The sequence below is a fragment of the Streptomyces sp. RPA4-2 genome (assembly GCF_012273515.2).
Lineage (GTDB): Bacteria > Actinomycetota > Actinomycetes > Streptomycetales > Streptomycetaceae > Streptomyces > Streptomyces kaempferi.
Window position 1 is genome coordinate 6623227 of record NZ_CP050975.2, and the last position, 26994, is coordinate 6650220.

29 protein-coding genes are annotated in these 26994 nt (G+C 71.5%); 14 read left to right on the forward strand and 15 right to left on the reverse strand.

All coding sequences use genetic code 11. The annotated features are described in order from the left end of the window. Positions 1 to 226: 226 nt before the first annotated feature. Positions 227 to 1354 carry a recombinase RecA gene (gene recA / locus HEP85_RS29045; RefSeq protein ID WP_168530531.1) on the forward strand — a complete coding sequence of 376 codons (1128 nt, stop codon included), beginning with the start codon at positions 227 to 229 and terminating at the stop codon, positions 1352 to 1354. Between the two features lie 3 nt (positions 1355 to 1357). Beyond that, positions 1358 to 2281 (forward strand): recombination regulator RecX, encoded by a 924-nt coding sequence (recX, locus tag HEP85_RS29050; RefSeq protein WP_369657884.1) that lies wholly within the window; start codon positions 1358 to 1360, stop codon positions 2279 to 2281. A gap of 246 nt (positions 2282 to 2527) precedes the next feature. On the opposite strand, the gene HEP85_RS29055 is transcribed toward recX, so the two are convergent. From HEP85_RS29055 to HEP85_RS29090, 8 genes are all read right to left on the reverse strand, one after another. Beyond that, positions 2528 to 2938, reverse strand: coding sequence for a rhodanese-like domain-containing protein (locus HEP85_RS29055; RefSeq protein WP_248002111.1), 411 nt, complete (start codon positions 2936 to 2938; stop codon positions 2528 to 2530). Continuing rightward, entirely contained in the window at positions 2935 to 3456 is a 522-nt protein-coding gene (locus HEP85_RS29060; protein WP_168534127.1) for a cysteine dioxygenase, read from the reverse strand. Before HEP85_RS29060 ends, HEP85_RS29055 begins: the two co-directional genes overlap by 4 nt. A gap of 79 nt (positions 3457 to 3535) precedes the next feature. Next, the gene (locus HEP85_RS29065; RefSeq protein WP_348772510.1) at positions 3536 to 3622 is read right to left on the reverse strand and encodes a putative leader peptide; all 87 of its coding nucleotides are present in this window, start codon (positions 3620 to 3622) and stop codon (positions 3536 to 3538) included. A 492-nt stretch (positions 3623 to 4114) separates the two neighbouring features. Then, on the reverse strand, positions 4115 to 5794 hold the full coding sequence (locus HEP85_RS29070; protein ID WP_369657885.1) for an FAD-dependent monooxygenase: 1680 nt from the start codon (positions 5792 to 5794) through the stop codon (positions 4115 to 4117). 176 nt (positions 5795 to 5970) lie between these two features. After that, entirely contained in the window at positions 5971 to 6864 is an 894-nt protein-coding gene (locus HEP85_RS29075) for an amino acid ABC transporter permease (protein WP_168530533.1), read from the reverse strand. Beyond that, positions 6861 to 7526, reverse strand: coding sequence for an amino acid ABC transporter permease (locus HEP85_RS29080; protein ID WP_168530534.1), 666 nt, complete (start codon positions 7524 to 7526; stop codon positions 6861 to 6863). The genes HEP85_RS29075 and HEP85_RS29080 overlap by 4 nt, the downstream gene beginning before the upstream one ends. A gap of 75 nt (positions 7527 to 7601) precedes the next feature. Further along, positions 7602 to 8435, reverse strand: a complete 834-nt coding sequence (locus HEP85_RS29085; RefSeq protein ID WP_168530535.1) for a glutamate ABC transporter substrate-binding protein — start codon at positions 8433 to 8435, stop codon at positions 7602 to 7604. Positions 8436 to 8566: 131 nt separating this feature from the next. After that, positions 8567 to 9343 carry an amino acid ABC transporter ATP-binding protein gene (locus tag HEP85_RS29090; protein WP_168530536.1) on the reverse strand — a complete coding sequence of 259 codons (777 nt, stop codon included), beginning with the start codon at positions 9341 to 9343 and terminating at the stop codon, positions 8567 to 8569. 422 nt (positions 9344 to 9765) lie between these two features. On the opposite strand from HEP85_RS29090, the gene HEP85_RS29095 reads away from it, so the two are divergent. Together HEP85_RS29095 and HEP85_RS29100 are read left to right on the forward strand one after the other, a co-directional pair. After that, positions 9766 to 10452, forward strand: coding sequence for a response regulator transcription factor (locus tag HEP85_RS29095; RefSeq protein ID WP_168530537.1), 687 nt, complete (start codon positions 9766 to 9768; stop codon positions 10450 to 10452). 8 nt (positions 10453 to 10460) lie between these two features. Continuing rightward, entirely contained in the window at positions 10461 to 11867 is a 1407-nt protein-coding gene (locus tag HEP85_RS29100) for a HAMP domain-containing sensor histidine kinase (protein WP_329290900.1), read from the forward strand. A 51-nt stretch (positions 11868 to 11918) separates the two neighbouring features. Here the strand turns inward: HEP85_RS29100 and HEP85_RS29105 are convergent, their stop codons facing one another. Beyond that, positions 11919 to 12917, reverse strand: a complete 999-nt coding sequence (locus HEP85_RS29105) for a TAXI family TRAP transporter solute-binding subunit (protein ID WP_168530538.1) — start codon at positions 12915 to 12917, stop codon at positions 11919 to 11921. 116 nt (positions 12918 to 13033) lie between these two features. Here HEP85_RS29105 and HEP85_RS29110 point away from each other — a divergent pair, with 116 nt between their 5' ends. After that, a complete protein-coding gene (locus HEP85_RS29110; protein ID WP_168534129.1) occupies positions 13034 to 13438 on the forward strand; it encodes a MazG nucleotide pyrophosphohydrolase domain-containing protein in 405 nt (134 codons plus the stop codon). A gap of 52 nt (positions 13439 to 13490) precedes the next feature. On the opposite strand, the gene HEP85_RS29115 is transcribed toward HEP85_RS29110, so the two are convergent. Then, complete coding sequence (locus HEP85_RS29115) at positions 13491 to 14771, reverse strand: cation:proton antiporter (protein ID WP_248002112.1); 1281 nt, start codon at positions 14769 to 14771, stop codon at positions 13491 to 13493. A 4-nt stretch (positions 14772 to 14775) separates the two neighbouring features. After that, positions 14776 to 15261: a cation:proton antiporter regulatory subunit gene (locus HEP85_RS29120; protein WP_168530539.1), complete on the reverse strand. Its 486-nt coding sequence runs from the start codon at positions 15259 to 15261 to the stop codon at positions 14776 to 14778. A 445-nt stretch (positions 15262 to 15706) separates the two neighbouring features. Here HEP85_RS29120 and HEP85_RS29125 point away from each other — a divergent pair, with 445 nt between their 5' ends. The 3 genes from HEP85_RS29125 to HEP85_RS29135 all read left to right on the forward strand — a co-directional run bounded on the left by HEP85_RS29125 (position 15707) and on the right by HEP85_RS29135 (position 17907). Then, the gene (locus HEP85_RS29125) at positions 15707 to 16732 is read left to right on the forward strand and encodes a HAMP domain-containing sensor histidine kinase (RefSeq protein WP_248002113.1); all 1026 of its coding nucleotides are present in this window, start codon (positions 15707 to 15709) and stop codon (positions 16730 to 16732) included. Then, the gene (locus tag HEP85_RS29130) at positions 16729 to 17397 is read left to right on the forward strand and encodes a response regulator transcription factor (protein WP_168530541.1); all 669 of its coding nucleotides are present in this window, start codon (positions 16729 to 16731) and stop codon (positions 17395 to 17397) included. Before HEP85_RS29125 ends, HEP85_RS29130 begins: the two co-directional genes overlap by 4 nt. Positions 17398 to 17478: 81 nt before the next feature. Then, the gene (locus HEP85_RS29135) at positions 17479 to 17907 is read left to right on the forward strand and encodes a DUF6234 family protein (RefSeq protein WP_168530542.1); all 429 of its coding nucleotides are present in this window, start codon (positions 17479 to 17481) and stop codon (positions 17905 to 17907) included. A gap of 28 nt (positions 17908 to 17935) precedes the next feature. On the opposite strand, the gene HEP85_RS29140 is transcribed toward HEP85_RS29135, so the two are convergent. Together HEP85_RS29140 and HEP85_RS29145 are read right to left on the reverse strand one after the other, a co-directional pair. Then, positions 17936 to 18973, reverse strand: a complete 1038-nt coding sequence (locus tag HEP85_RS29140; RefSeq protein WP_369657886.1) for an MBL fold metallo-hydrolase — start codon at positions 18971 to 18973, stop codon at positions 17936 to 17938. 83 nt (positions 18974 to 19056) lie between these two features. Then, positions 19057 to 20016, reverse strand: coding sequence for a serine hydrolase (locus HEP85_RS29145; protein ID WP_168530543.1), 960 nt, complete (start codon positions 20014 to 20016; stop codon positions 19057 to 19059). Positions 20017 to 20045: 29 nt separating this feature from the next. On the opposite strand from HEP85_RS29145, the gene HEP85_RS29150 reads away from it, so the two are divergent. The 3 genes from HEP85_RS29150 (at position 20046) to HEP85_RS29160 (ending at position 23484) form a co-directional block, all read left to right on the forward strand. Further along, positions 20046 to 21020: a LysR family transcriptional regulator gene (locus HEP85_RS29150; protein WP_369657887.1), complete on the forward strand. Its 975-nt coding sequence runs from the start codon at positions 20046 to 20048 to the stop codon at positions 21018 to 21020. 182 nt (positions 21021 to 21202) lie between these two features. Next, positions 21203 to 22729 carry a tRNA (N6-isopentenyl adenosine(37)-C2)-methylthiotransferase MiaB gene (miaB, locus tag HEP85_RS29155; RefSeq protein ID WP_329290914.1) on the forward strand — a complete coding sequence of 509 codons (1527 nt, stop codon included), beginning with the start codon at positions 21203 to 21205 and terminating at the stop codon, positions 22727 to 22729. Positions 22730 to 22764: 35 nt separating this feature from the next. Then, positions 22765 to 23484 carry a class III extradiol dioxygenase subunit B-like domain-containing protein gene (locus HEP85_RS29160; protein ID WP_369657888.1) on the forward strand — a complete coding sequence of 240 codons (720 nt, stop codon included), beginning with the start codon at positions 22765 to 22767 and terminating at the stop codon, positions 23482 to 23484. An 84-nt stretch (positions 23485 to 23568) separates the two neighbouring features. Here HEP85_RS29160 and HEP85_RS29165 read toward each other — a convergent pair whose 3' ends face one another. Further along, a complete protein-coding gene (locus HEP85_RS29165; protein ID WP_168530545.1) occupies positions 23569 to 23829 on the reverse strand; it encodes an antitoxin in 261 nt (86 codons plus the stop codon). A gap of 24 nt (positions 23830 to 23853) precedes the next feature. Beyond that, the gene (locus HEP85_RS29170) at positions 23854 to 24159 is read right to left on the reverse strand and encodes a hypothetical protein (RefSeq protein WP_369657889.1); all 306 of its coding nucleotides are present in this window, start codon (positions 24157 to 24159) and stop codon (positions 23854 to 23856) included. Positions 24160 to 24404: 245 nt separating this feature from the next. Between HEP85_RS29170 and miaA the strand changes: the two genes are divergently transcribed. From miaA to dapF, 3 genes are all read left to right on the forward strand, one after another. Continuing rightward, the gene (gene miaA, locus HEP85_RS29175) at positions 24405 to 25343 is read left to right on the forward strand and encodes a tRNA (adenosine(37)-N6)-dimethylallyltransferase MiaA (RefSeq protein ID WP_168530546.1); all 939 of its coding nucleotides are present in this window, start codon (positions 24405 to 24407) and stop codon (positions 25341 to 25343) included. A gap of 102 nt (positions 25344 to 25445) precedes the next feature. Further along, positions 25446 to 26048, forward strand: coding sequence for a hypothetical protein (locus HEP85_RS29180; protein WP_168530547.1), 603 nt, complete (start codon positions 25446 to 25448; stop codon positions 26046 to 26048). 61 nt (positions 26049 to 26109) lie between these two features. After that, the gene (gene dapF, locus HEP85_RS29185) at positions 26110 to 26979 is read left to right on the forward strand and encodes a diaminopimelate epimerase (RefSeq protein WP_168530548.1); all 870 of its coding nucleotides are present in this window, start codon (positions 26110 to 26112) and stop codon (positions 26977 to 26979) included. Positions 26980 to 26994 lie beyond the last annotated feature (15 nt).

The following is a 26994-nucleotide window of genomic DNA, read 5'->3' on the forward strand; positions in this document are numbered from 1 at the left end:
CCGTGACCGTAGTCTCGGAGGTGCCGCGTGGTGCGCTTGACACCAAAATCGAACATCCATTCTTATGGAATCTCCGGCGGGGCTCATGGCGGGGATTCCGGCAGGGCTTTCGTGGAGATGTGCCCGAGTTATCCACAGGTCGGGCGGGCGTCGGGGCGCATTGTCAGTGGCAGGCGTTAGCGTCTTTGACGTGAAGCGATCGACTCAAGCAAATCGGGTGGAACCCATGGCAGGTACTGACCGCGAGAAGGCGCTCGACGCCGCGCTCGCACAGATTGAACGGCAATTCGGCAAGGGCGCGGTGATGCGCCTGGGCGAGCGCCCGAACGAGCCCATCGAGGTCATCCCCACCGGGTCGACCGCGCTCGACGTGGCGCTCGGTGTCGGCGGCCTGCCGCGCGGCCGAGTGGTGGAGGTGTACGGCCCGGAGTCCTCCGGCAAGACGACGCTGACGCTGCACGCGGTGGCGAACGCGCAGAAGGCCGGCGGCCAGGTGGCCTTCGTGGACGCCGAGCACGCCCTCGACCCCGAGTACGCGAAGAAGCTCGGCGTCGACATCGACAACCTGATCCTGTCCCAGCCGGACAACGGTGAGCAGGCTCTGGAAATCGTGGACATGCTCGTCCGCTCCGGCGCGCTCGACCTCATCGTCATCGACTCCGTCGCCGCCCTGGTGCCGCGCGCGGAGATCGAGGGCGAGATGGGCGACTCGCACGTGGGTCTGCAGGCCCGTCTGATGAGCCAGGCCCTGCGCAAGATCACCAGCGCGCTCAACCAGTCGAAGACCACCGCGATCTTCATCAACCAGCTGCGCGAGAAGATCGGCGTGATGTTCGGTTCCCCGGAGACCACGACGGGTGGCCGGGCGCTGAAGTTCTACGCCTCGGTGCGTCTCGACATCCGCCGCATCGAAACGCTGAAGGACGGCACGGACGCGGTCGGCAACCGCACCCGCGTCAAGGTCGTCAAGAACAAGGTCGCGCCCCCCTTCAAGCAGGCCGAGTTCGACATCCTCTACGGGCACGGCATCAGCCGTGAGGGCGGCCTGATCGACATGGGCGTGGAGCACGGCTTCGTGCGCAAGGCCGGCGCCTGGTACACGTACGAGGGCGACCAGCTCGGCCAGGGCAAGGAGAACGCGCGCAACTTCCTCAAGGACAACCCCGACCTCGCGAACGAGATCGAGAGGAAGATCAAGGAGAAGCTGGGCGTCGGCGTGAGGCCGGCGGCGGAGCCCACCGTCGAGCCGGGCGCGGACGCGGCGGCCCCGACCGCCTCGGACGAGGCCGCGAAGACGGTCCCGGCCCCCGCGGTCAAGACGACCAAGTCCAAGACCGCGGCGGCCAAGAGCTAGTCCATGACGCGACGAACCGACTGGGCCGAGTACGCCGACCCCGTGCCACCGGAGGGGCGGGGGCACGGGGGGCCCGGCGATGCGGTCGGAGACAGCGGAAGAGCCCACGGCGGGGCGCACGGCTCCGACGGGTTCCCCGGCGGGGACCCGGACGGACCGGACGGCGAGGGCCGTTGGAGCGGAGGCCCCCGCGGCCGTGTCGGGCGCGGCGGCACGGACGGTCCGGCGGGCTACGGCGACGTTCCGGCGGACCCGCACGGTTCGCCGGCTGACGGTTCACGCCGTGGCGGTGCCGGCCGGCGCGGCGACGGAGGGCCGCGCGGTGGACGAGGGCCTCGGAGAAGCGGCGGTTTCGGTGAGCCGTCCGGCGACCCACAGGATGGAGGCACTCCCACCTCGTCGAGGGCCGAGAAGGGGGAGCCCCCAGGGGACCCGGCTGAGCGGGCGCGGGCGATCTGTCTGCGCCTGCTCACCGGGACCCCGCGTACGCGGAAACAGCTCGCGGACGCGCTGCGCAAACGTGAGATCCCCGACGAGGTCGCGGACGAGGTCCTGTCACGCTTCGAGGAGGTCGGTCTGATCAACGACGGCGCCTTCGCGGACGCCTGGGTGGAGTCCCGGCACCACGGCCGGGGTCTGGCCCGGCGGGCCCTCGCCCGGGAACTGCGGACCAAGGGCGTGGACTCGACGCTCATCGACGAGGCCGTCGGACAGCTCGACTCCGAGCAGGAGGAGATGACGGCGCGCGAACTCGTGGCCCGCAAGCTGCGCTCCACGCGTGGCCTCGACCGCGACAAGCGGCTGCGCCGTCTCGCGGGCATGCTCGCCCGCAAGGGTTACCCCGAGGGCATGGCCCTGCGGGTGGTCCGCCAGGCCCTGGAGGAAGAGGGCGAGGACACGGAGGGACTCGGGGACGAGGGGTTCTGACCCGGCAGGGTCGCGGGCACCGGGAGTTCTGGCCCGGCGAGCATTCCGGACAGGAGGTCCGGGCCTGACGGGATTCCGGGCACCCGGTTCCGAACGGCAGGAGCGAGGGCCGGTACGCCACGGCGGCCGCCCCTTACGGCAGAGGGCGCCCACCCTGGCGGAGCCACCTGAACCACGCCCGGAACCACCTGAACCACGAGGTCTGCCCGGACCACGGGGACCACGGGGACCACGGGGCTACGGGGACTACGGGGACGGCGCCGTCACCGGTAGACCGGCCGCCTTCCACGCCTGGAATCCCCCGACCAGGTCGGTCGCCCGTCGCAGTCCCACCTGGCGCAGGGACACGGCCGCGAGGCTGGACGCGTACCCCTCGTTGCAGATCACGACGACCCGCAGATCGTGGCTGGTGGCCTCGGGGACGCGATGGCTGCCCTGGGGGTCGAGCCGCCACTCCAGTTCGTTGCGTTCGACGACGAGGGCACCGGGGATCAGCCCGTCGCGGTCACGCAGGGCGGCGTACCGGATGTCGACGAGAAGGGCTTCGCCCGCCCGTGCGGCGTCGTGTGCCTCCCCGGCATCCACCCGGTCGAGTCCCGCGCGGACCTCCTCCAGCAACGCGTCGATGCCCACCGGGGCTTGGGTGCGGTCGCTCACTGCCAGTCCTCCGGTCGTTCGACCTGCTCAAGTCGGAGGATCTGCCCGGTACGGCTGTAGCGGCGGATCCGGGGCAGCGGCGGGTAGTACGCGTGGACGGAGATCGCGTGCTCCTCGGTGGACTCGTTGAGCACCTCGTGCACATGGTGGCGGCCGAAGGAACGGCCCTTGCCGGCCGGCAGCCGCCGCTCGCGGTCGACACCCTCGGTCAGTTCGAGGGTCTTCCAGCCGTCGGTGGGCAGCCGTGCGGCGAGCGAGTACTCCCTGAGCTCGCCGGCCGCGGTGAGGAAGGCGCCGACCGAGTCGGCGTGGTCGTGCCAGCCGGTTCCGGTGCCGGGGGGCCAGCCGATGAGCCACGCCTCGCTGCCCCCCGGGCCTTCCAGCCGGACCCAGGTACGGCCCTGGGGGTCGAGCGGAAGCGAGGCGACCAACTCGGTGTCGGCGGCGGCGCGGCGCACGAAGTCGAGCAGGTCGGCCTGCGAGGGAGCTTGTGGGGGCGCTGAGACAGCGGGGGACACAGACACTTGTACCGTCCTGAGGGTTCGCGAGGGGCGCGCGTCAGCACGGAGGGCGCGCACGGGAAGAGGGGGAGCGAATTCAGCAGGACGGTCGACACACGCAGCCCGCATAGCGGAGGAGGTCCATATGGACCCTCCGCCACAGGCGCACACAGGTGTCGGTCACGATCCGGAGTACACCATGGCGGTTCGGACCGGTCAACTCACTGTCACTATGTGGACCAGCCAGTCACCCGGGCCGGCCCGACGGATTCCGGGCCGACGGGACACCGGTCCTCGAGTGCGGCGGACACGGACGAGGTCGGTCCGGGAGCTCACGGGCGACGGTGAGCCGGAAGAACGCGAGGTCCGGGCGGCACCGGCAGCCGGGCCAGCGCCCGCGCGACCGACCACGCGGGCGTACGGGCATCACCCCGGGGGTGGTCGGACAGCGGCCCCGCGGACGGGCATCCGCGGAGTACACCTCGTCACTGCGTGCGATCCCTCACGCGTGCGGTGCGTCACGATGGTGCGGTCGAGACCCGGATCGCACCCGCGAGCCGGGCCCGGGAGGCCCGCCGCGACCCATGGGCACCGCGAGTGCGAGCCCGTCAGGTTCGAGCGAGTACGGGCGGGTACGGGCGGGTTCGGGTGGCCCCGCGGGAGAACGGCCCGGCCGTCACCCCGTGCGCACCGCGTTCTCCGCTCTCGCCCCCCGCTCCGCTTCGGCCGCCGGCCCGGCCGGGCCGCCCAGTGCCGCCTCGGCCGCCGCGTAGAGGTCGGCCGGGCGCACTCCGCTCAGCGCGGTGACCAGGTGGCCGTCGGGCCGTACCAGCAGCACGCTGTGCGCGGCCGCGCCGGGGTAGCTCTCGGCCACCAGGAGCTCGGCGGGGTGGGGCAGCGCGGTCACGGCGGCCGCGAGCCGGGGCATGATCCCGGCCGTCACCCAGTGCTTCCGCTCCCACACCCCCGTACCGGGTGCGATCAGGACGACGAGCAGCACGCCGCGGCCGAGCCGGTCCCGCAGCGGTACGAACGTGCCGTCCTCCGCGGTCACCCGTACGTCGACGACCGGCGCACCGGGCGCCGTGTCCACCGGAGTCTCCGACTCGGAGGGGCGGGGTGCGAGCGGTGAGTCGGCGTACGTCCCCGGCCTGCCCAGCGGGCCGCGTCCCAGGTGCCCGTCCGTGAGCATGACGTCGTGGCCGCGGGCCGATCCGGGCACGTATGCCCGCAGTCCTCCGCCACCGCGCAGCACCGGAAGCGCCTGGTCGGCGGCGCGCAGCCGGGCGGCGACGACGGCACGCCGCTCCACCTGGTAGCTGTCGAGCAGCGCCTCGTGCGGGCCGTGGTGCCAGGCCACCGCCAGCTTCCAGGCGAGGTTGTCGGCGTCGCGCAGGCCCTCGTCCAGGCCTTGGGTGCCGAGTGCGCCGAGCAGGTGCGCGGCGTCCCCGGCCAGGAACACCCGGTCGGACCGCCACCGGCGCGCGAGGCGGTGATGGACGGTGTGGACGCCGGTGTCGAGCAGTTCGTACGGGGGTGTGGGGCCGCCGCTCCAGCCCGCGAGGGTCTCCCGGATGCGCGTCACCAGCAGGTCGGGGGTGACCAGGTCCTTGCCGGGCGGCAGCAGCCAGTCCAGGCGCCACACGTCGTCGGCGAGGGGGCGGGCGGTCACCTCGCCGGCTGAGGGGCCGGAGGTCCGCCACGGTGGCATCCGGTGCAGCAACGCTTCGCCGGGCCAGGGCAGTTCTGTCCGCAGCGCGGCCACGGCGTGCCGTTCGACGGCCGTGCGCCCGGGGAAGCGGATGTCCTGGAGCTTGCGCACGGTCGAGCGCGGACCGTCGCAGCCTACGAGGTAACTTCCCCTCCACCAGGTGCCGTTGGAGCCCCGGGTGTGTGCGGTGACGCCTGAGGTCTCCTGCTCGATCGAGTCGAGGCGGCTGTTGACGGCGAGCTTGATGAGCCGCTCGTGGGCGATGGCCTCGCGCAGGGCGGTCGTGAGGGTGTGCTGGGCGAGATGCAGCGGTGGCGCGAGCACGTCGTCGCCGGGCTCCCCGGGGCTCCCCGTACTTCCCGGCCCGCTGGAATCCTTCGCGTCGAATCCGATCTCGCGCATCACCTGCTTGCGCCGCATCGACCGCCATCCGGCCCAATGGAAACCGGCCGCGGAGAGGGGGAGACCCGTCAGGCGTTCGACGAGCGCGGCGGTGTCCTCACGCAGTACCACCGTCCGCGCGAGCCGCTGTTCGTCCTTGCCCGGTCCCTCGTCGAGGACCACGGAGGGGACTTCCTGGCGGGCCAGCGCAAGGGCCAGCGTGAGGCCCACGGGCCCCGCGCCGACGATGATCACCGGGTCCACGGCGCGGCGCCCCCTGCCCGCAGCGGTGCCCTGAAGGACGTAGGTGAACAGGAGGACGGAGCAGGGTGCACGATCACAGAACGTATGCAACCTATTGCCGCTGCTTGCGTCAAGTGACGGGGGCAGTGGCGATCATGCCGCTGCCCCCGTCCGCGCCGACCCCGGGTGAGGCTCCGTCAGATGGAGATGCCGCCGCCCGCCCCGGTCGCTTCCGTGCCCGCGACCGCGGCCGGCGGCAGTACCGCGCCCGTCGACTTCTTGCCGCGCCGCAGCCGTCCCTCCAGCCAGCTCGCGAAGCTCGTGAGACTGAAGTTGATCGCGATGAAGATCAGGGCCGCGACGGTGAAGCTGGCGATGGTGTTCGCACCGTAGTACGCGCTCATCGGGCCCACGGAGGCGAGCAGGTCGGGGAAGGTGAGGACCGCGCCGCCGATCGCGGTGTCCTTCACGATCACGACGACCTGGCTGACGATCGCCGGCAGCATCGCGGTGACCGCCTGCGGAAGCAGGATGAACCGCATGACCTGGTTCTTGCGCAGACCGACGGCCAGGGCCGCCTCGGACTGGCCCTTGGGGAGCGACAGGATGCCCGCGCGGACGATCTCCGCGAGGACCGAGGAGTTGTAGAGCACGAGTCCCGTGACGACCGCGTAGAGCGCACGGTCGTCCGAACTGACGCTCGTGTACTCGGAGTACGCGGCGACGGCGAAGATCATGAGGACCAGCACCGGGATGGCGCGGAAGAACTCCACGACCGCCGCCGCCGGTATCCGGATCCAGACGTGGTCGGAGAGCCGGGCTATGCCGAAGAAAGCACCGAGCGGCAGGGCGATGACCATGGAGAGAGCCGCGGCCTTCAGCGTGTTCTGCAGCCCCGGCCAGAGGTACGTGCTCCAGGCCTCACCGTGGACGAAGGGTTTCCACTTCTCCCAGGCCAGTTGGTCCTTGTCGTTGAGGCTGGTGATCACCCACCACAACAGGGCCGCGAAGGCGACCAGGAACAGTGCCGAGTAGAGGATGTTGCGCCGCTTGGCACGGGGGCCCTGGGCGTCGTAGAGGACGGACGTCATCGTTTCACCGCCACCTTCTTGCCCACCCAGCCGAGAAGGAGGCCGGTCGGCAGCGTCAGACACATGAATCCGAAGGCGAAGACAGCAGAGATCGCGATGAGTTGTGCCTCGTTCTCGATCATGCTCTTCATCAGGGTCGCCGCTTCGGCGACACCGATCGCGGCCGCGATCGTCGTGTTCTTCGTCAGGGCGATCAGTACGTTGGTCAGTGGACCGACGACCGAACGGAACGCCTGCGGCAGCACTATCAGCGTCAGCACCTGGGTGAAGTTGAGGCCGATCGCGCGGGCCGCCTCCGCCTGGCCGACGGGCACGGTGTTGATGCCGGACCGCAGCGCCTCGCAGACGAACGCCGAGGTGTAGGCGGTCAGACCGAGCACGGCGAGCCGGAAGTTGATGGTGTCGAAATTGTTCGCGCCGAGACTGACGCCCAACGTCTGGTTGAGGCCCAGGGACGTGAACAGGATGATCACGGTCAGCGGGATGTTCCGCACGGTGTTCACGTAGGCGGTACCGAAACCGCGCATGAGGGGCACCGGACCGACCCGCATGGCGGCCAGCATCGTTCCCCAGATCAGGGAGCCGGCGGCTGAGAGGACGGTGAGTTTCACCGTCACCCAGAAGGCTCCCAGCAGGTCGTAACCTTGAAGAAAGTCGAACACGATCTCCCGCGCTTCCGCGTGTGGTGGTGCCCGGGTGCGCCACCCCCCGAGGGCGGCGCACCGGCGGGCCCTTCATCAGCTGACGATGTTGCCGATCTTCGGCGCAGGCTCGTTCTTGTACTCCGCCGGACCGAAGTTGGCCGTCACGGCCTTCTCCCAGGAACCGTCGGAGACCATGGACTCCAGAGCAGTGTTGATCTTGGCCTTGAGGGCGCTGCCCTTCTTGACGCCGATGCCGTAGTTCTCGTTGGACATCTTGAAGCCGCCGAGCTGGAACTTGCCCTTGAAGGTCGCCTGCGAGGCGTAGCCGGCGAGGATCGAGTCGTCCGTGGTCAGGGCGTCGATCGCCTTGTTCTGCAGACCGGTCAGACAGGCCGAGTACGTCGGGTACTTCTGGAGCTGGGCCTTGGGCGCCAGCTTGTCGTGCACGTTCTGTGCCGAGGTCGAACCGGTCACCGAACACAGCTTCTTGCTGTTGAGGTCCGACGGCGACTTGATCGTGTCGTCGTCTGCCCGGATCAGGATGTCCTGGTGCGCGAGCAGGTAGGGGCCGGCGAAGTCAACCTTCGCCTGGCGCTCCGGAGTGATGGAGTAGGAGGCGGCGATGAAGTCGACGTCACCGCGCTTGAGCGCGTCCTCGCGGTCGGCGCTCTTCGTCTCCTTCCACTGGATCTGCTCGGCGCTGTAGCCCAGCTTCTTGGCCACGTACGTGGCGACGTCGACGTCGAAGCCCGAGTAGCCCTGGGGCGTTTTCTGACCGATGCCCGGCTGGTCGAACTTGATACCGACGGTGATCTTCTTGCCGCCGCCGGAGTCGCTGTCCTTCTTGTCGCCCGAACCGCACGCCGTGGCGGTCACGGCGAGCGAGAGCACAACGGCCGCCGCGGCGGTGACCTTACGGAGCTTCATGGTGAACGTCCTTCGTGTGGGGAGGAGTTGCAAGTCTTCGGTCAAGGGCTTCAAGGAGGGGCTTCGAACAGGGACTTCAACGAGGATCTTCAGTTCGGAAGCGAACTTCGGTGGTGAAGAAGCGCGGGCCGTCAGTGGTGCAGGATCTTCGACAGGAAGTCCTTGGCGCGCTCGCTGCGCGGGCTGCTGAAGAACGGGTCGGGCGCGGCCTGTTCGACGATGCGGCCGTCCGCCATGAAGACCACGCGATTCGCGGCCGAGCGCGCGAAGCCCATCTCGTGGGTGACGACGATCATGGTCATGCCGTCGCGCGCGAGTTGCTGCATGACCTCGAGCACCTCGTTGATCATCTCGGGGTCGAGCGCCGAGGTCGGCTCGTCGAAGAGCATGACCTTGGGGTCCATCGCCAGCGCCCGCGCGATCGCGACGCGCTGCTGCTGGCCGCCCGAGAGCTGGGCGGGGTACTTGTCCGCCTGCGTGCCCACGCCCACCCGGTCGAGCAGTGTCCGGGCCTTCTCCTCGGCCTGCTTCTTGTCCGCCTTGCGGACCTTGATCTGCCCCAGCATCACGTTCTCGAGCACCGTCTTGTGCGCGAAGAGGTTGAAGGACTGGAAGACCATGCCCACGTCGGCGCGCAACCGGGCGAGCGCCTTGCCCTCCTCGGGCAGCGGCGCGCCGTCGATCGTGATGTCGCCCGAATCGATCGTCTCCAGGCGGTTGATGGTGCGGCACAGGGTGGACTTCCCGGACCCGGAGGGCCCGATGACCACGACGACCTCGCCACGGGCGATCGTCAGGTCGATGTCCTGGAGCACGTGCAACGCGCCGAAGTGCTTGTTGACGCTCTTCAGGACGACCAGGTCCTCGGTCGCGGCCACGGCATCCTTGGCCACCGATACTTCGGTCATCGCTCTGGGGCTCCGTCCTCCTCGGTTTCGGTGGACAGTAGTGAGCCCGTGCGACCAGCGTCATTACATCTGAGGGGAACTTGAGCATCACGATCGGATAGCAATCGGACACGTGTCGTAGCCGCACGCGGACGCCCGGTGCGCGGCCGGCGGGCGGCAGGGTACCGGCTGGGTAACGGAAGCCCTCCGCAACCGGAACCCTCTTGACGCCGTCCTTGTCCATCGGCGTGACTTCCAGGGGGCACGCGCGTGTGCCCTGGTTGTACAGAACGAGACTGTTTGAAGTTGTACAAGTTGGGCCCGTCCGCGGCTGTCCGGGCCGTGACCGCACGAGCGAAAGACGCGAACGAAAGAACGTGCGAACGAAGCACCGTATGAGCGAAGAAGCGGGGCGGACGACCGATGGACCGGAGGGGGCCGGAATGAGACTGCTGCTCGTCGAGGACGACAACCACGTCGCCGCCGCCCTGTCCGCGGTGCTGGCGCGGCACGGCTTCGAGGTCACGCACGCCCGCAGCGGCGAGGAGGCTCTGCGGGCACTGGTCCCGGAGAGCGACTGCTTCGGTGTCGTCCTGCTCGACCTGGGCCTTCCCGACCAGGACGGCTACGAGGTCTGCGGCAAGATCCGCAAGCGCACCAGCACCCCGGTGATCATGGTCACGGCCCGCTCCGACGTACGCTCCCGCATCCACGGCCTCAACCTCGGCGCCGACGACTACGTGGTGAAGCCGTACGACACCGGGGAACTGCTCGCCCGTATCCACGCCGTCAGCCGCCGCAGCGTCCACGACGACGCCGGGGTGGCCGGCGACGGCGCCCTGCGGCTCGGCCAGGTCCGCATCGAACTGCCCACCCGCCAGGTCAGCGTGGGCGGTTCGGTCGTTCAGCTGACCCGCAAGGAGTTCGACCTGCTCGCGCTGCTCGCCCAGCGGCCCGGAGTGGTCTTCCGCCGGGAACAGATCATCAGCGAGGTCTGGCGCACCAGTTGGGAGGGGACCGGGCGCACCCTGGAGGTGCACGTCGCGTCCCTGCGCTCCAAACTGCGGATGCCGGCGCTGATCGAGACCGTGCGCGGTGTGGGGTACCGCCTCGTCGCCCCCACGTCGTAGCGTGCACCGTGCGCACCCGCCTGCTTCCGCTGCTCATCGTCCTGATGGCCGCCGTGCTGCTCGCGCTCGGCATCCCGCTCGCCGGGAGCGTCGCGGCCGCCGAGCAGCAGCGCGTGGTCGTCGACCGCATCGACGACACGGCACGCTTCGCCGCCCTCGCGCAGTTCGTCACCGACCAGCCGACGGGCCCCAAGGAGAGCGCCGTCGACGAGCGCCGGCAGACCCTGATCAAGGAACTCGCCGCGTACTACGACGTGTACGGCATCCGCACGGGCGTCTTCTACCGCAACCTCGCCGTCATGGCCAACGCGCCGGAGACCTTGTACCTGCCCGCGCAGGGCGAGGGCCGCGAGGCCTTCAACGAGGCGCTCCTCGGCCGCCGCAGCCACGACCCGGAGCAGGTCTGGCCCTGGCAGCGGCACCGCCTCGTCGTCGCGTCCCCGGTCATCCGGGACGGTGACGTCATCGCCGTCGTCGTCACCGACTCGCCCACCGGGCAGATGCGTTCGAAGATCCTGCACGGCTGGCTGATCATCGGCGCGGGCGAGATCGCCGCGATGCTCCTCGCCCTCGGCGCGGCGCTGCGGCTGACCGGCTGGGTGCTCAGGCCGGTTCGGGTCCTCGACGCCACCACCCACGACATCGCGACCGGCCGCCTGAAATCCCGGGTGGCGGCCGCCGGCGGCCCGCCGGAACTCCGGCGTCTGGCACGGTCGTTCAACGAGATGGCGGACAACGTCGAGGACGTCCTGGAGCAGCAGCGGGCCTTCGTCGCCGACGCCTCGCACCAACTGCGCAACCCGCTCTCGGCGTTGCTGCTGCGCATCGAACTGCTCGCCCTCGAACTGCCGGAGGGCAACGAGGAGATCGCCTCCGTCCGCACCGAGGGCAAGCGGCTCGCCGAGGTCCTGGACGATCTGCTCGACCTGGCGCTCGCCGAGCACGCGGAGGCGGATCTGCGGCTCACCGACATCGGCGAGCTGACGGCCGAGCGTGTCGCCTCCTGGTCGCCCCTCGCCGACAGCATGGGCGTACGGCTGACCGGTACCTGCCCGGCCACCACCGCCTGGGCCGATCCGATCACGCTCTCCAGCGCCCTGGACGCGGTGATAGACAACGCCCTGAAGTTCACGCCGGAGGGGGAGACCGTCGAGGTGGAGGTCTCCTCGAACGGCGAGGTCTCGAAGGTCGTCGTCGCCGACCGCGGTCCGGGCCTGAGCGACGAGGAACTCGCCCGCATCGGCGACCGCTTCTGGCGCAGCGCCGGCCACCAGAACATCAAGGGCTCGGGGCTCGGCCTGTCCATCTCGCGGGTGCTGCTCTCGGTCGGCGGCGGCTCCCTCTCGTACACCCATCACGAGCCGCGCGGGCTCAAGGTGACGGTGACGGTGCCGAGATCCGAACCGGCGTCCTGACACTTGTCGGGCTCCGGGCGGGTGTCCTTCCCCGGCCGGTGATGCCGTGGCCTACGGCTTGACGGAGCGGTAGTAGCGCCGGGCGCCCTCGTGCAGGGGCAGCGGGTCCGTGTAGATCGCCGTCCGCAGGTCCACCAACTGGGCCGCGTGCACCTGGGAGCCGATGTGGTCACGGCTGTTGATCACCGTACGGGTGAGTTCCTCCGTCAGCCGCGCGTCCGAGTCCTCCCGGGTGATCAGGAAGTTCGCCACCGCCAGCGTCTGCACGGAACCGCCCTGCTGTGCCGCGGGATAGGCGTCGGCGGGCATCACGGCCGCCCGGTAGTAGCGGGAGGCGCCCCCCTGCTCGTGCAGCTTCGCGACCAGGCCGCTGCTGATCGGCACCAGCCTGACGTCGAAGTTGTTCGAGAGCTTCTGGACGGCGCTGGTCGGCAGGCCGCCCGACCAGAAGAAGGCGTCGATCTTGTGGTGTTCGAGCAGGTCGGGCATGGTCCCGATGCCGTCGGGGAAGGACGAGATGTCGTTCTTCGGATCGAGGCCGGCGGCCTGGAGCACATGCTCCGCTATCAGCCGTACCCCGGAACCGTCCGGCCCCACGGCGACCTTCTTGCCCCGCAGGTCCGCCACCGACCGGACGGACGAGGTGCGCGGGACCACCAGGTGCACGTAGTCGTCGTAGAGCCGCGCGCAGCCGCGCAGCCGGTCCGCGCCCGGCTTGTTCTCCAGCAGGTACGTCTCCACGGCGTCGGCCGCCGCGATGGTGAAGTCGGCCTGTCCCGTGGCCACGCGGCGCACGTTCTCCTGCGAACCGTCACTGTTCTTCAGGCGTACGTCCAGGCGTGGCATGTCCTTGGCGATCGCGCTCTGCAGGAGCACACCGTACTTCTGGTAGACCCCCGTCGGTGTGCCCGTGCTGAAGGTGATCGATCCGCTTGGCGACTCCTCGCCCAGGGGCAGCAGCCACCAGAGCAGCAGCCCGCACACCGCGAACGCGGCCGCCGAGCCGAACAGCGCGCGGCGCCTGCCGATGCGGGGGAGTGCCTGGAACATGCGCGCGATCCTGCCAGCCCGGGGACCCTTCTGGCCAGGGCGGGGCGGGTCGGTAGGGTCGCACGATGCAGTCCTCGTCATCCGACTCCCCCGCCGTATCATCCGACTCCCCCTCCGTGGTTCCCTCGCCCGCCGCCCTGGTCCGCGCGTTCCACCTCGCCTTCGGTCTCGCCGCCCGCAGCACGCCGACGGAGGTCTCCCCGGCGCTCGCCGCCCACCGGGGTGAGCTGCTCGCCGAGGAGGCCGCCGAAGTGGCCGAGGTCTCGGTCACGGGTCCGCTGGACCGGCTGGCGCACGAGCTGGCCGACGTCGTGTACGTGGCGTACGGCACCGCACTCGTCCACGGCATCGACCTCGACGAGGTGATCGCCGAGGTCCACCGGTCCAACATGACCAAGCTGGGGCCGGACGGCCACGTCGCCCGCCGCGCCGACGGCAAGGTGCTCAAGGGGGAGCACTACCGCGCGCCGGACGTGACGGCGGTGCTGCGCGGGCAGGGGTGGCGGGGCGCGGACGTGTAAGGCATACGGCCTTGGTGCGGACGCGTGGGCCATCGGCCGTGGAGCGGACGAGTCAGCCCTCCGGGACGGCCGTCCGCCGGCGTACGTCGTCCTCCCGCTCCGCTTCGGCCTCCGGTGTCGTCCACTCCTCCGCCTCCGCGGGGCGCGCGGTGACGCTCGCGCGGGTGGGGCCGCCGCCGAACCGGGCGGTGAGACGGGCCGCCAGCGGCTGCGTGTAGCGGGCGGTGAGCGGGCCGAGTACGACCAGGATCAGCACGTACGCCGTGGCCAGCGGGCCGAGTGACGGCTCGATACCCGCGGTGACCGCGAGTCCGGCGATGACGATGGAGAACTCGCCGCGCGCGACCAGCGCACCGCCAGCCCGCCAGCGGCCCTTGACGGAGATACCGGCCCGCCGTGCGGCCCAGTACCCGGTCGCGATCTTCGTCAGTGCCGTCACCGCGGCCAGCGCCAGCGCGGGCAGCAGCACGGGCGGAATGCTCGCCGGGTCGGTGTGCAGCCCGAAGAAGACGAAGAAGATCGCCGCGAACAGGTCCCGCAGCGGGCTCAGCAGCGTGTGCGCACCCTCCGCGACCTCCCCGGACAGGGCGATGCCGACCAGGAACGCCCCGACCGCGGCGGACACCTGAAGCTGCTGCGCGAGGCCCGCGACGAGGATCGTCAGGCCCAGCACGACCAGCAGCAGCTTCTCGGGGTCGTCGCTGGAGACGAAGCGGGAGATGACGCGGCCGTAGCGGACGGCCACGAACAGGACGAGTCCCGCGGCCCCCAGCGCGATCGCCAGCGTCACGCTCCCGGCGGCCAGTCCCACGCCGGCCACCAGCGCGGTGACGATGGGCAGGTAGACCGCCATCGCCAGGTCCTCCAGGACCAGGATGCTCAGGATCACCGGAGTCTCCCGGTTGCCGACCCGCCCCAGGTCGCCCAGCACCTTGGCGATCACTCCGGACGACGAGATCCAGGTGACACCCGCCAGGACCACGGCCGCCACCGGACCCCAGCCCAGCAGGAGCGCGGCGACGGCTCCCGGCAGGGCGTTGAGCGTGAAGTCGACCAGACCCGACGGATAGTGGGCCTTGAGGTTCGAGACCAGATCGCTCGCCGTGTACTCCAGGCCGAGCATCAGCAGCAACAGGATGACGCCGATCTCGGCGCCGGTGGCGACGAACTCCTCGCTCGCGCCGAGCGGGAGCAGCCCGCCCTCGCCGAAGGCGAGACCGGCCAGCAGATAGAGCGGGATGGGGGAGAACCGCAGCCGGGCCGCGGCACGGCCGAGCAGGCCGAGACAGAGGATGATGGCGCCGAACTCGATCAGCAGGACCGCAGAGTGCACGCGCTCACTCCCGTCCGAGTATCGTCGCGGCGCCGTCGACACCCTCACGGGTCCCGACGACGATCAGGGTGTCCCCGCCCGCCAGCCGGAAGTCCGGGGTGGGGGAGGGGATCGCCTCGGCACGCCGCAGCACCGCCACGACGGAGGCGCCGGTCTCGGTCCGCATCCGGGTCTCACCGAGCACCCGCCCGTTCCACCGCGACGTCGCGGCGATCTCGATGCGCTCGGCGATCAGCCCGAGGTCGGTGGTGTACAGCAGGCTCGGGCTGTGAGGGGAGGGCTTCAGGGCGTTGATCAGCGAGGCGGCCTCACCGCTCGACAGCCGCAGCGACTGCGCGCAGGAGTCGGGGTCGTCGGCCTGGTACACGCTGACCGTGCGGGCGCCGTCGCGGTGCGCCACCACGGACAGGTGGCGCTGTTCACGGGTCACGAGGTCGTACTGCACCCCGATACCCGGCAGTGGCGTCGCCCGCAGGCGTGGAGCCGACATGATTCTCCCCTTGCTCGTTGCTTGTTTCTCGTTGCTTGTTGCGCGTCGGTCGTCGTGGTGGGCCCGCTCGTCGTCGCGGCCGGACGCGTCGCAGCGGTGTGCGTCACGTCCGTCCCCGTCGGGGCTGTCCGCGTCGCGTCCGGCCGTGTCGAGGCCCCGTGTCGAGGCCCCGCGTCGAGGCTGTCCGGCCGAGGACGGTCACGCCGGATCCGCCGTGCGCGTCGGCACGATGCGGCCCGCGAAAAAGCCCACCCAAAACGGTCATGCTGCCATCTCGCCGTACCGTTGCGACATGGGTGCTGGCACGGATGGACAGGGCCGCCCGGCTGTTGCGAGGCTGTTGGGGGCGGTGGCGCGGCCGAGGGTCGGGAAGGACGGGGTGTCCGCTGCGGGGCGGGCGAAGGCAGCCGGGCGGAAGCCGACCGGAAGGGACGGACAGAGGAACGTGTCGCTGTTCCGGCGGATCTTCCTGCTCAATGCCGCGGGCCTGACCGTGGCGACCGCGCTGTTGCTGGGACCGGTCACCGTCTCGACGCCGGTACTTCCCGGCGAGGCACTCGTCGTCGTGCTGGGGCTGGCGCTGATGCTCGTCCTCAACGCGGTCGTCCTGCGCATCGGCCTCACCCCGCTGCAACGGCTGGGGCGGGCCATGGCCACCGCCGACCTCACCCATCCCGGAACCCGGGCTCCCGTCACGGGCCCGGCCGAGGTGGCCGAGCTGATCACCACGTACAACACCATGCTCGACCGGCTGGAGACCGAGCGCGCCGCCAGTTCGGCCCGCGCGCTGTCCGCGCAGGAGGGCGAACGCCGGCGCGTCTCCCAGGAGCTCCACGACGAGGTCGGCCAGACCCTGACCGCCGTCCTGCTCCAGCTCAAGCGGGTCGCCGACCGGGTGCCGGGGGAGCTGAGGGACGAGGTGAGCCAGGCGCAGGAGGCCACCCGCGGCAGCCTGGACGAGATCCGCCGTATCGCCCGCCGGCTGCGCCCGGGTGTGCTGGAGGAACTCGGACTGCACAGCGCGCTGCGCTCCCTCACGGGCGAGTTCACCACACACGGGCTGTCCGTGGTCCACCACCTCGACGCCGATCTGCCTCCGCTGAACGACGAGGCCGAACTCGTGGTCTACCGGGTGGCGCAGGAGGGGCTGACCAACACGGCCCGGCACGCGGGCGCCGACCGCGCGGAACTCCGGCTGCGGCGCGTCACGGACGGCGTCGAACTCCTCGTACGGGACAACGGCAGGGGACCGGGCCGGGCGCGGGAGGGAGCGGGCATCACCGGGATGCGCGAGCGGGCGCTGCTGGTCGGCGCCGCGTTCTCGCTGGGCCCGGCACCCGGGCGGGGCACCGACGTACGGCTGCGGATCACGACGACCGGCGGGCAGCCGCAGCCGCAGCCGCAGCCACGGCCGGGCGCCGCCACCACCATCGACACCGCGTCCGGCAGCGCTTCCGAGGGAGACCGATGATGTCCGCGCCCGCCGGGAGGCCTACGCGTGTCCTGCTCGCCGACGACCACACCCTCGTACGCCGCGGTGTGCGGCTCATCCTCGACGGTGAACCCGATCTGAGCGTGGTGGCGGAGGCCGGAGACGGTGCCGAGGCCGTCGCCCTGGCCCGCGAGACGGAGGTGGACCTCGCCGTCCTCGACGTCGCCATGCCGCGCATGACCGGCCTTCAGGCGGCCCGCGAACTCTCCCGGCGCCTGCCCGACCTGCGCATCCTCATCCTGACGATGTACGACAACGAGCAGTACTTCTTCGAAGCGCTCAAGGCCGGTGCCTGCGGTTACGTCCTGAAGTCGGTCGCCGACCGGGACCTGGTCGAGGCGTGCCGGGCGGCCATGCGCGACGAGCCGTTCATCTATCCCGGCGCCGAGACCGCGATCGTACGCACCTACCTCGAACGTCTGCGCCGCGGCGAGGGGCTGCCCGCGCGGGCCGTCACCGACCGGGAGGAGGAGGTGCTGAAGCTGGTCGCCGAGGGGCACACGACGAAGGAGATCGGCGAGCTGCTCTTCATCAGCGCCAAGACCGTGGAGAGCCATCGTGCGAACCTCCTGCAGAAGCTCGGTATGCGCGACCGCCTGGAGCTCACCCGGTACGCGATCCGCGCGGGGCTCATCGAGCCGTGATCCGGCGGCCGCCTCCTACTCAGACCCGGGCTGGGTACTTTCGCTCACGACCCGGACGTCCTGGGGCGCGACGCTTGCCGCATGACGTCTTCCCCGGAGTCCGCCCGGCGGCTGAGTCCGTTCGCCGATGTCGCGCTGGCCGTCACCCTGCTCGTCGTGGACGCCGTCGCCGCGGTCGTCGCGCTCGTGTCCGGTCTGAACGCGGCCGGGTACGCGTTCTTCGACACGGGCGCCGACCGGGAGGCCGTCAGCGTCGTCGAACCGGTCGTGTACGTCTCGGTCGTCGGCGCGCTCGTGCTGGCCTCCGCGCTCGTGTCCTACCGGGGCGGGGCGCTCGTCACCACCTGCGCACAGACGTTCGTCGGCCTCGCGCTCGTGCTCGGTGCGGTGATCGGCCTGACCGCCGGGCACGGTGGCGACGGCCGTCCGCCCGCACCGGGCCCCGGCTACAGCGGCCCGCAGTCGCAGTGCCGGTCCGGCGGCGACAACAGTGAGTGCCTCGGTTCCTGACGGAGGTGAAGCCCTGGGCCGCCTTCGGTCAGGTGACCGGCCGCATGTCGCCGCCGTACACCGTGCGGTAGTCCGGGACGACGATCCGGCTCGCCGGGGACGCCTGGCGCGCCTTTGCCACGAACGCGTCCAGGTCCATCGACGGGTCGCGGCGCGGGGGAGCGGTCAGGGGCTCCTCGAAGTCGTCCCAGTGCACGGGCACGACGACCCCTGGCCGGTCCAGGGCCCGCAGCAGCCTGGGCACGTAGTCGTGGGTCGCGGTGCCGGCCGGCACCGCGACCATGGCGAGATCGGGGCGCAGCCCCCGCACCGCTCGTTCGCTGAAGTCGCTGGCGCCCATCAGGAACGCCGACGGACCGCCGCTCCCGGCCGTCACGAGGAAGGCGAGCGTGTCGCCCTCCGGCAGGTCCGAGATGGTCCTCGGAGGTGTCGTCGGCGGTGCGTGGAGGGTGCCCGGCGCGAAGTAGGAGTACTTCTTGTTGCGGCTGTGCAGACTCGCCACGACCTCGACGGTGAGTCCGCCGCCGAAGTCCAGCACCTCGCCGCCCTTCACCACGGAGATCTGCCCCGGGTCGACGCCGAACGCGACCAGCAGGTGGTACGTCGTCTCGGTGCCGACGACACGGGCGCCGGTGGTTCTGGCGATGTGCGGCACATCGGCGAGGTGGTCCCAGTGGGCGTGGCTGACCAGGACGAGTTCGGGGTGTCCCACGTGTTCCCGTACCAGGTTGGGATCGGTGCGCAGTTCCGTGCCGGGGTCGAAGGCACCGTCGAACAGGCCGGTCCTGAAGCGGGTGATGTACGGGTCGAAGAGCACGGTCCGGCCGTCGACGTCGATGCGCCAGCCGGAGGTGCCGAACCAGCGTAAGGAGGCCGCCGCCGACGCCGCCCCCGGTGACGGTGACGGCGTTGATGCGGACGTGGGCGCTACCAGGGGCGTGGCCGCCGTGGCCGCCGTGGCGGCCGCGGCGGGCAGGAGCGGGGCGGCCGTGCCGAGTGCGGCGCCTCGCAGCACCGTGCGGCGGCCGAGCAAGGGGGAACCCTGGGGGTTCTCGTTGTCGCGCATGACGTCAGGAGATCAGGGGCCGGCCACCCCCGTCCAAGATCAGCGCCATGCCCTGCTGATACGTGACCGCATATGTGGCCTGGTCACAGCCCCGCGCTCCGCAGGAAGTCGACGGCGATCCTGGCCGCGGCGCCGATCGCCGCGTCCACCTCCGGCCCGGTGGCGGCGAGTTCGTGGGTCCGGGCGAAGACGGAGACCGCGTAGCACCCGCCGTCGGGATACCGGACGACGCCCGCCTCCGTGTGCAGCCCCGGGAGCGTCCCCGTCTTGGCCGCGATCACCGTGCCGCCGGGAAACCCCGACACCAGCCGGTGCCGGAACAACTGGCGACTCATCAAGTCACGTACCTGGGCGCAGACTTCCGGCGGACCCGCCTCGTCGCGCCAGATGAGACGCAGCAGTTCGGTGGTCTCGCGGGGCGTGCCGGAGTTGGTCCGCAGGGGGTCCAGGACCGCCATCCGCCGCTTGCGGTCCTCCGGCAGGGCCGGGTAACGGACCGCGAACTCGCTTTCGTCGCGCGCCCCCACCTCGGCGAGCATCGACTCCAGGACGTCCCGCGGCCCTCCCACGACGCGGGTCCGGTCGAGCCCCAGCTCCTTGGCGAGCAGCCGCACGGTGTCCAGACCGACCCGGTCGAGCAGCAGATCGGCCGCCGAGTTGTCGCTGACCGACATCGCGAAGAACGCCAGGTCGCGCAGGGACAGTTCGACGTCGTCCGCGCAGCCCGCCGTGCCCCAGCCACCGAGCCGGTCGGCCGCCGTCACGCGTACCCGCTCCCGGGGATCGAGCTGCCCGGCCGCCACCTGCCGGGCGAACTCCAGGACCAGCAGGACCTTGAACACCGAGGCGAGCACGACGGGTTCGTCGGCGCCGACGGCCACCTCGCACACGCGCGGCTCCGCGAGGACGGCCGACCCGGGCACGCCGGGATCCGCCCGCGCGACGCCAGTCGGATCCGCCCGTCCGACACCGATGGGGACCGCGTGCAGGAGGCCCTCGGCCCCCGCTTCCGCGAAAACCGCGCGGATCCGTTCCTCGGCCATCGGTTCACCCGCCCCCTCGCGTAAGGTCCATGGACGTGGATCTCTTGCGCCACCTGCGTCTGTTCGTCACCGTAGCCGAGGAGCTGCACTTCAGCCGGGCCGCCGACCGGCTGGGCATGGCTCAGCCGCCGGTCAGTCAGGCGGTGCGGCGGCTGGAGAGGGAGCTCGGCGCCGAGCTGTTCGACCGGTCGCACCGCCGGATCAGGCTGACCGCCGCCGGGGCGCTGTTGTGGGACGAGGCCCGTGAACTCCTCGCCCGCGAGGACCGGTTGCGGATGCTGGCCCGGCGCGCGGGGGACGGCGGCCTGGGCACCCTGCGCGCGGGCGTGCCCCCCGACACCGCGGCCGCCGTGCTGACCGCGCTGCTCGCCGCCTGCGCCGAGCGTGCCCCGGGGCTCTCCGTCGACCTGCGGGAGGTCACCACCCGGGAACAGGTCACGCTGCTCGCCTCCGGCGGACTCGACGTCGGACTGGTGCACCGTCCCGCCGACACCACTGGACTGCTGCTCGGTCCGGAGGTCTCGGTGGACCTCGGCGTCGTCCTGCCCCGCACCTCGCCGCTGGCCCGGCGGCCGGAGGTCGCGCTCGGTGACCTGTCCGGCCACGACCTGGTGCTCTTCCCGCGAGCCCACGCTCCGGACCGGTACGACGAGGTCCTCGACGTCTGCCGCGCCGCGGGCTTCGTGCCGGGCCGGGTACGGCACGCCTCCAACTCCGAGTTCCTGCTCGCACTGGTGACGGCCGGGCACGGCGTCGCCTTCGACCAGGGGCCCGTGGCCCGTAAGGAGCCCCGTGTCGCCTGGCGGCCCCTGGCGGGGCGCCCCCTCGCCCAGCGGCTGAGCGGCGCGTGGCCCGCCGGACGCACCGCCCACCCGGCCGCCCGGACCTTCGCGGAACTCGCCGCCGAGGTGCTGGCCGGCGACCGCGCGGCGGCCCCGGACCGCACCGGCGAGGCGGTCCCCACCGCCGGATCGCCCCGCCCGTGGTCGGTCGTGTACGGCTAGCGAGACGGGGCGGTCTCCGCCGTGGCCGGTGGTGTGCCGCGGCCGGCGGGGCGCGGACGCCGGGGCCCCCTTCCCCGTACTTCCCCGTACTTCCCCGCGCTTTCCCGCGCCGCCGGCGCCGGCCCGAGCCGGAGACGCCGGTGCCGGGACGACGTACTCCCGGCACCGCCTACCCTTGTCGCATGAGCAGCAGCGACCGGAGCCACGCGGTGGACGTTCAGGATTCGAAGACCTACGAGGTGCGCACCTACGGGTGCCAGATGAACGTCCACGACTCCGAACGGCTCTCCGGGCTCCTCGAAGGCGCGGGCTACGTACGGGCGCCCGAGGGGTCCGACGGCGACGCCGACGTCGTCGTCTTCAACACCTGCGCCGTACGCGAGAACGCCGACAACAAGCTCTACGGCAACCTCGGCCGCCTCGCCCCGATGAAGACGAAGCGTCCCGGCATGCAGATCGCCGTCGGCGGCTGCCTCGCCCAGAAGGACCGCGACACCATCGTGAAGCGGGCGCCCTGGGTGGACGTCGTCTTCGGCACGCACAACATCGGCAAGCTGCCCGTCCTGCTGGAGCGCGCCCGCGTCCAGGAGGAGGCGCAGATCGAGATCGCCGAGTCCCTCGAGGCGTTCCCCTCCACATTGCCGACCCGCCGCGAGAGCGCGTACGCGGCCTGGGTGTCGATCTCCGTCGGCTGCAACAACACCTGCACGTTCTGCATCGTCCCCGCGCTGCGCGGCAAGGAGAAGGACCGCAGGACGGGCGACATCCTCGCCGAGATCGAGGCACTCGTCGGCGAGGGCGTCTCCGAGATCACGCTGCTCGGACAGAACGTCAACGCGTACGGCAGCGACATCGGCGACCGGGAGGCCTTCAGCAAGCTGCTGCGCGCCTGCGGGCGGATCGAGGGCCTGGAGCGGGTCCGGTTCACCTCCCCGCACCCCCGGGACTTCACCGACGACGTGATCGCGGCCATGGCGGAGACGCCGAACGTGATGCCGCAGCTGCACATGCCGATGCAGTCCGGTTCGGACACCGTCCTGAAGGCGATGCGCCGCTCGTACCGCCAGGACCGCTACCTGGGCATCATCGAGAAGGTCCGGGCCGCCATCCCGGACGCGGCGATCACCACCGACATCATCGTGGGCTTCCCCGGTGAGACGGAGGAGGACTTCGAGCAGACCCTGCACGCGGTCCGCGAGGCGCGCTTCTCGGCGGCCTTCACCTTCCAGTACTCCAAGCGCCCCGGCACCCCGGCGGCCACCATGGAGGGGCAGATCCCCAAGGAGGTCGTCCAGGCGCGCTACGAGCGTCTCGTCGCCCTCCAGGAGGAGATCTCCTGGGACGAGAACAAGAGGCAGGTCGGCCGCGTCCTGGAGCTGATGGTCGCCGAGGGCGAGGGCCGCAAGGACGGCGCCACCCACCGCCTCTCCGGCCGCGCCCCCGACAACCGTCTGGTCCACTTCACCAAGCCCGACCAGGACGTACGCCCCGGTGACGTCGTCACCGTCGAGATCACCTACGCCGCCCCGCACCATCTGCTCGCCGAGGGCGCCGTCCTCGCCGTGCGCCGCACACGCGCGGGGGACGCCTGGGAGAAGCGCAACGCGGCTCAGGCGGCGAAGCCCGCCGGCGTGATGCTGGGTCTGCCGAGGATCGGCGCTCCGGAGCCGCTGCCCGCCGTGGCCGGCAGCGGCTGCGGCTGCGACTGACCCCGCTCGCGCGGCGAAGGGCTACGCTGCCGATCATGCTTGTAGCCGCCGCAGCCTGCCCCTGTCCGCCGCTGCTCGTGCCCGGGATCGCCGCCGGGGCGGCGCCCGAGCTGGCCGCCGCGCGAGACGCGTGCGCGGACGCGCTCGGCGTGCTCGCCGCCTCCCGGCCCGATCTGCTGGTCGTCGTCGGCCCCGCCGAGGACGACGGGCACGGGACCTACCCCGAGGGGACACCGGGCTCGTTCCACGGGTTCGGCGTGGACCTCGGCGTCCGTCTCGGGCGGGGCGGCACGGCTCCGGCGCCCTCGCAGCGCGCGCTTCCGCCCTCGCTCGCCGTCGCCGCCTGGCTGCTGGAGCGCACGGACTGGTCCGACGCCCCCGTCGCAGGTCTCGCCGTGGCGGAGACGCTCACGGCCGAGCGGTGCCGCAGCGCCGGAGCGGAGGCCGCCGGACAGGCCGCGCGGGTGGCGCTCCTGGTGATGGGCGACGCCAGCGCGTGCCGGACGCTGAAGGCGCCCGGTTACCTCGACGAGCGCGCCGCCGGCTTCGACGCGGAGGTCGCCCGAGCGCTGGGGACGGCGGACGTGGCCGCCCTGCAGACGCTGGACGCCGGGCTCGCCCGCGAGCTGAAGGTCTCCGGACGCGCCCCCTGGCAGGTCCTCGCGGGCGCGGCCGAAAACGCGGAGCTGGGCGGCGCCCTGCTGTACGAGGACGCGCCCTACGGGGTGGGGTACATGGTGGCGGCCTGGTCGTAGCGCCGCACCGCAACGGCCGCCTGCCCGGACACGGCGGACGGCCGGGAGCCTGGTGCTCCGCGGCCGTCCGTCGATGTGTGCCGTTCAGAACGTGGGGGGCGGTGGCGGCGCGTCCGGCGGAGGCATGGTGCCACCGTCCTTGTGCGCCAGCCGGTCCATGGCGCCCTTCGCCTTGCCCGTGCCCGTCTGGATCTTGTCGCTGTACTTGCCCTTGGTCTTCTCGTCGACCACCCTGGCGGCCTTGTCGAGGCCGTGGGTGACCTTGTCCCCGTGCTGCTGCGCGAGGTCCGAGACCTTGTCCTTGGCAGGCGCGAGCTTGGCTTTCAGATTGTCCAGGAGACTCATGGTCCACCTTCCCTCGCGGGACAGTTACTTACGGGCGCCCTCACCGGCCCCGTTGTCGGCGGCCTTCTCGGCGGTCTGCTGCTGAGGGATCTCGACGTCCTCCGAAGGCGTGGCCCCCGTCGCCGCGTGAGCCGCCTCGGCCTTGCGGCCGCGCTCGCCCGCGTTCTCGCTCTCGGACGATCCCGTCGCCTCTTCCGCCACCGGCTCCGCCGTGCCGCCGGCGTCGGCCGTGGCATCGGCACCGGTCGTGACCTCGGCGTCCGTCGTCGTGACCTCGGCGTCGGTCCCGGCATCGGATTCGGATTCGGCCGTCCGGGTGCCGGCCGGCACCTCGGCGGTTGACGCCTCTTCCGCAGTCCTCGACCTCCTGAGAAGTCGTGCAAAAACGCCCATATCCACTCCATACGTTACTCGTGAGGACGAAATTCCGCGTCACCCGGTGCGTCCCATTGCGTCGCCCGGGGCGCCGGTCCTCGAAAACCGGCGGCCGGAACCTCGCAACAGGCAACGACCCCGAACCTGTGGCGTCACGCGGCTCGTCGGAGGAGGGGCCCCGGGTTTGCGAGACTGGGGCGGTGAGCAGCGCACCCCCCGCCCCCCGAGTCATCGCCGTCGTCGGACCGACCGCGGCAGGAAAGTCCGATCTGGGCGTTTTCCTCGCCCGCCGTCTCGGCGGCGAGGTCGTCAACGCCGACTCCATGCAGTTGTACCGAGGGATGGACATCGGCACCGCCAAGCTGACGTCCGAGGAGCGGGCCGGGATTCCGCACCACCTGCTGGACATCTGGGACGTGACCGTCACCGCCAGCGTCGCCGAGTACCAGCGGCTCGCCCGCGCCCGTATCGACGCCCTGCTCGCCGAGGGCCGCTGGCCGGTCCTGGTGGGCGGCTCCGGGCTCTATGTGCGCGGCGCCGTCGACAAGATGGAATTCCCCGGCACCGACCCCGAGGTGCGTGCGCGCCTGGAGGAGGAGCTCGGGCTGCGCGGCTCGGGCGCGCTGCACGCGCGACTGGCCATGGCCGACCCCGAGGCCGCCCAGGCGATCCTGCCCAGCAACGGCCGCCGTATCGTGCGTGCGCTGGAGGTCATCGAGATCACCGGCAAGCCCTTCACCGCCAATCTCCCCGGCCACGACTCGGTGTACGACACCGTCCAGATCGGTGTCGACGTCACGCGGCCCGAGCTCGACGAGCGGATCGCCCGCCGCGTCGACCGGATGTGGGAGGCCGGCCTCGTCGACGAGGTGCGGGAACTGGAGGCGCGAGGCCTGCGCGAGGGGCGCACGGCGTCGCGCGCGCTCGGGTACCAGCAGGTGCTCGCGGCGCTCGCCGGGGAGTGCACCGACGCCGAGGCGCGCGCCGAGACCGTACGCGCCACCAAACGCTTCGCGCGACGTCAGGATTCATGGTTCCGGCGCGATCCCCGGGTGCACTGGCTCAGCGGCGCCGCGGCGGACCTCACGGAACTTCCACAACTCGCGCTGGCGTTGGTCGAACGACCGGTCACAGCCTGATCACGTCATGGCATCGGGACGCTCCGGCCGCCATCGGGGCCTCCGGCGCCGTGCCATCATCGAGCTTCGATCGACAATGTGGAGTCCGAGTTGGGAGGGCGCGTGGCGATGGAGGCCAGCCCTCGCAACACCGCACAGGACGCGGAGCAGGACACCGCGCAGGAGCAGCAGAAGCAGCAGCGACCGCAGGGCCTCGAGGGCGACCGGCCAGGCCTCGACGAGGACCTGCTGAGCCTCGACGGGGACCCGATGGGCCACGACGAGCGCCCGGTCTCCGACGGCGATCCGCTGATCTCCGACGGACCCGAGGAACCTCCGGGCGGTGTCACCGCCGACGGGCCGGGGCCGGACGAGATGTCCCCGGGACCCGAGGTCGAGGTCGAGCTGCGTCCGCAGCGCCTGCTGCGTATCTGGCAGCTCGCGCCGATCGTCGTCCTGGCCGCGACGGGTTCGCTGATGTTCGCGTTCCCGCTGGCCTTCGAATTCGGCGACGGCGGTGCCGTGGTCGCCATGCTCGGCCTGCTCATCTGCCTGTGCGCCGCCGGCTGGGGGATGATGGCCGCCCGCCGCGTGGGCTACACCCTGCCGGGCTTCCCCGAGCGCGGCTCCGGCCGCCGCCTGGACTGGCGCGTCGTGCTCGCGTACGTCGTGGTGGTCGCCGCGGTGGCGGTGCTCGCCGTGGGACGCGTGGCCCGGCTGCGCTGAGCCGCCGGGGGCGGGTACCCGTCGCGGACGGAGCGCCGGACCGACCCCGTACGATCGAGGAATGAGCACGCGGATCGCCTTCCTCAAGGGCCACGGGACCGAGAACGACTTCGTGATCGTCCCCGACCCGGAGAACGCCGTCGACCTGCCCCCGGCCGCCGTGGCCGCCCTGTGCGACCGCCGCGCGGGCATCGGCGGCGACGGTCTGCTGCACGTCGTACGGTCCGCCGCGCACCCCGAGGCCGCGGAGATGGCGGCCGAGGCGGAGTGGTTCATGGACTACCGCAACGGCGACGGCTCGGTCGCGGAGATGTGCGGCAACGGAGTGCGTGTGTTCGCGCACTACCTCCAGCGGGCCGGACACGTGGCCGAGGGGGACATCACGGTGGCCACGCGCGCAGGCGTGAAGCGCGTGCACCTCGCCAAGAACGGGGACGTCACCGTCGGCATGGGCAAGGCGGCCCTCCCCGAGGGGGACGTCACCGTGAGCGTCGGCGAGCACAGCTGGCCCGCGCGGAACGTGAACATGGGCAACCCGCACGCCGTCGCGTTCGTCGACGACCTCGGCCAGGCGGGCAACCTGTTCACACCGCCGCCCGTCACACCCACGTCGGCCTACCCGGACGGGGTGAACGTCGAGTTCGTGGTCGACCGGGGCCCGCGCCATGTCGCCCTGCGCGTCCATGAGCGCGGCTCCGGAGAGACCCGTTCGTGCGGCACGGGCGCCTGCGCGGTGGCCGTCGCCGCGGCCCGCCGCGACGGCGCCGACCCGGCCGTCACCGGGACTTTGACGACGTACACCGTCGACGTGCCCGGCGGACGCCTGGTGATCACCGAGCGTCCGGACGGCGGGATCGAGATGACCGGCCCCGCGGTGATCGTGGCCGAGGGCGAGATCGACGCGGAGTGGCTGGCCGCCGTCCGGCTCTGACCGAACGCCTCGTCG

Bases quoted from the DNA above. Each gene is read 5' to 3' on its own strand.
- recA (WP_168530531.1), top strand. From the start codon at position 227: ATGGCAGGTACTGACCGCGAGAAGGCGCTCGACGCCGCGCTCGCACAG.
- recX (WP_369657884.1), top strand. From the start codon at position 1,358: ATGACGCGACGAACCGACTGGGCCGAGTACGCCGACCCCGTGCCACCG.
- HEP85_RS29075 (WP_168530533.1), bottom strand. From the start codon at position 6,864: ATGACGTCCGTCCTCTACGACGCCCAGGGCCCCCGTGCCAAGCGGCGC.
- HEP85_RS29085 (WP_168530535.1), bottom strand. From the start codon at position 8,435: ATGAAGCTCCGTAAGGTCACCGCCGCGGCGGCCGTTGTGCTCTCGCTC.
- HEP85_RS29090 (WP_168530536.1), bottom strand. From the start codon at position 9,343: ATGACCGAAGTATCGGTGGCCAAGGATGCCGTGGCCGCGACCGAGGAC.
- HEP85_RS29095 (WP_168530537.1), top strand. From the start codon at position 9,766: ATGAGACTGCTGCTCGTCGAGGACGACAACCACGTCGCCGCCGCCCTG.
- HEP85_RS29105 (WP_168530538.1), bottom strand. From the start codon at position 12,917: ATGTTCCAGGCACTCCCCCGCATCGGCAGGCGCCGCGCGCTGTTCGGC.
- HEP85_RS29120 (WP_168530539.1), bottom strand. From the start codon at position 15,261: ATGTCGGCTCCACGCCTGCGGGCGACGCCACTGCCGGGTATCGGGGTG.
- HEP85_RS29130 (WP_168530541.1), top strand. From the start codon at position 16,729: ATGATGTCCGCGCCCGCCGGGAGGCCTACGCGTGTCCTGCTCGCCGAC.
- HEP85_RS29135 (WP_168530542.1), top strand. From the start codon at position 17,479: ATGACGTCTTCCCCGGAGTCCGCCCGGCGGCTGAGTCCGTTCGCCGAT.
- HEP85_RS29140 (WP_369657886.1), bottom strand. From the start codon at position 18,973: ATGCGCGACAACGAGAACCCCCAGGGTTCCCCCTTGCTCGGCCGCCGC.
- HEP85_RS29145 (WP_168530543.1), bottom strand. From the start codon at position 20,016: ATGGCCGAGGAACGGATCCGCGCGGTTTTCGCGGAAGCGGGGGCCGAG.
- HEP85_RS29150 (WP_369657887.1), top strand. From the start codon at position 20,046: ATGGACGTGGATCTCTTGCGCCACCTGCGTCTGTTCGTCACCGTAGCC.
- miaB (WP_329290914.1), top strand. From the start codon at position 21,203: ATGAGCAGCAGCGACCGGAGCCACGCGGTGGACGTTCAGGATTCGAAG.
- HEP85_RS29160 (WP_369657888.1), top strand. From the start codon at position 22,765: ATGCTTGTAGCCGCCGCAGCCTGCCCCTGTCCGCCGCTGCTCGTGCCC.
- HEP85_RS29165 (WP_168530545.1), bottom strand. From the start codon at position 23,829: ATGAGTCTCCTGGACAATCTGAAAGCCAAGCTCGCGCCTGCCAAGGAC.
- dapF (WP_168530548.1), top strand. From the start codon at position 26,110: ATGAGCACGCGGATCGCCTTCCTCAAGGGCCACGGGACCGAGAACGAC.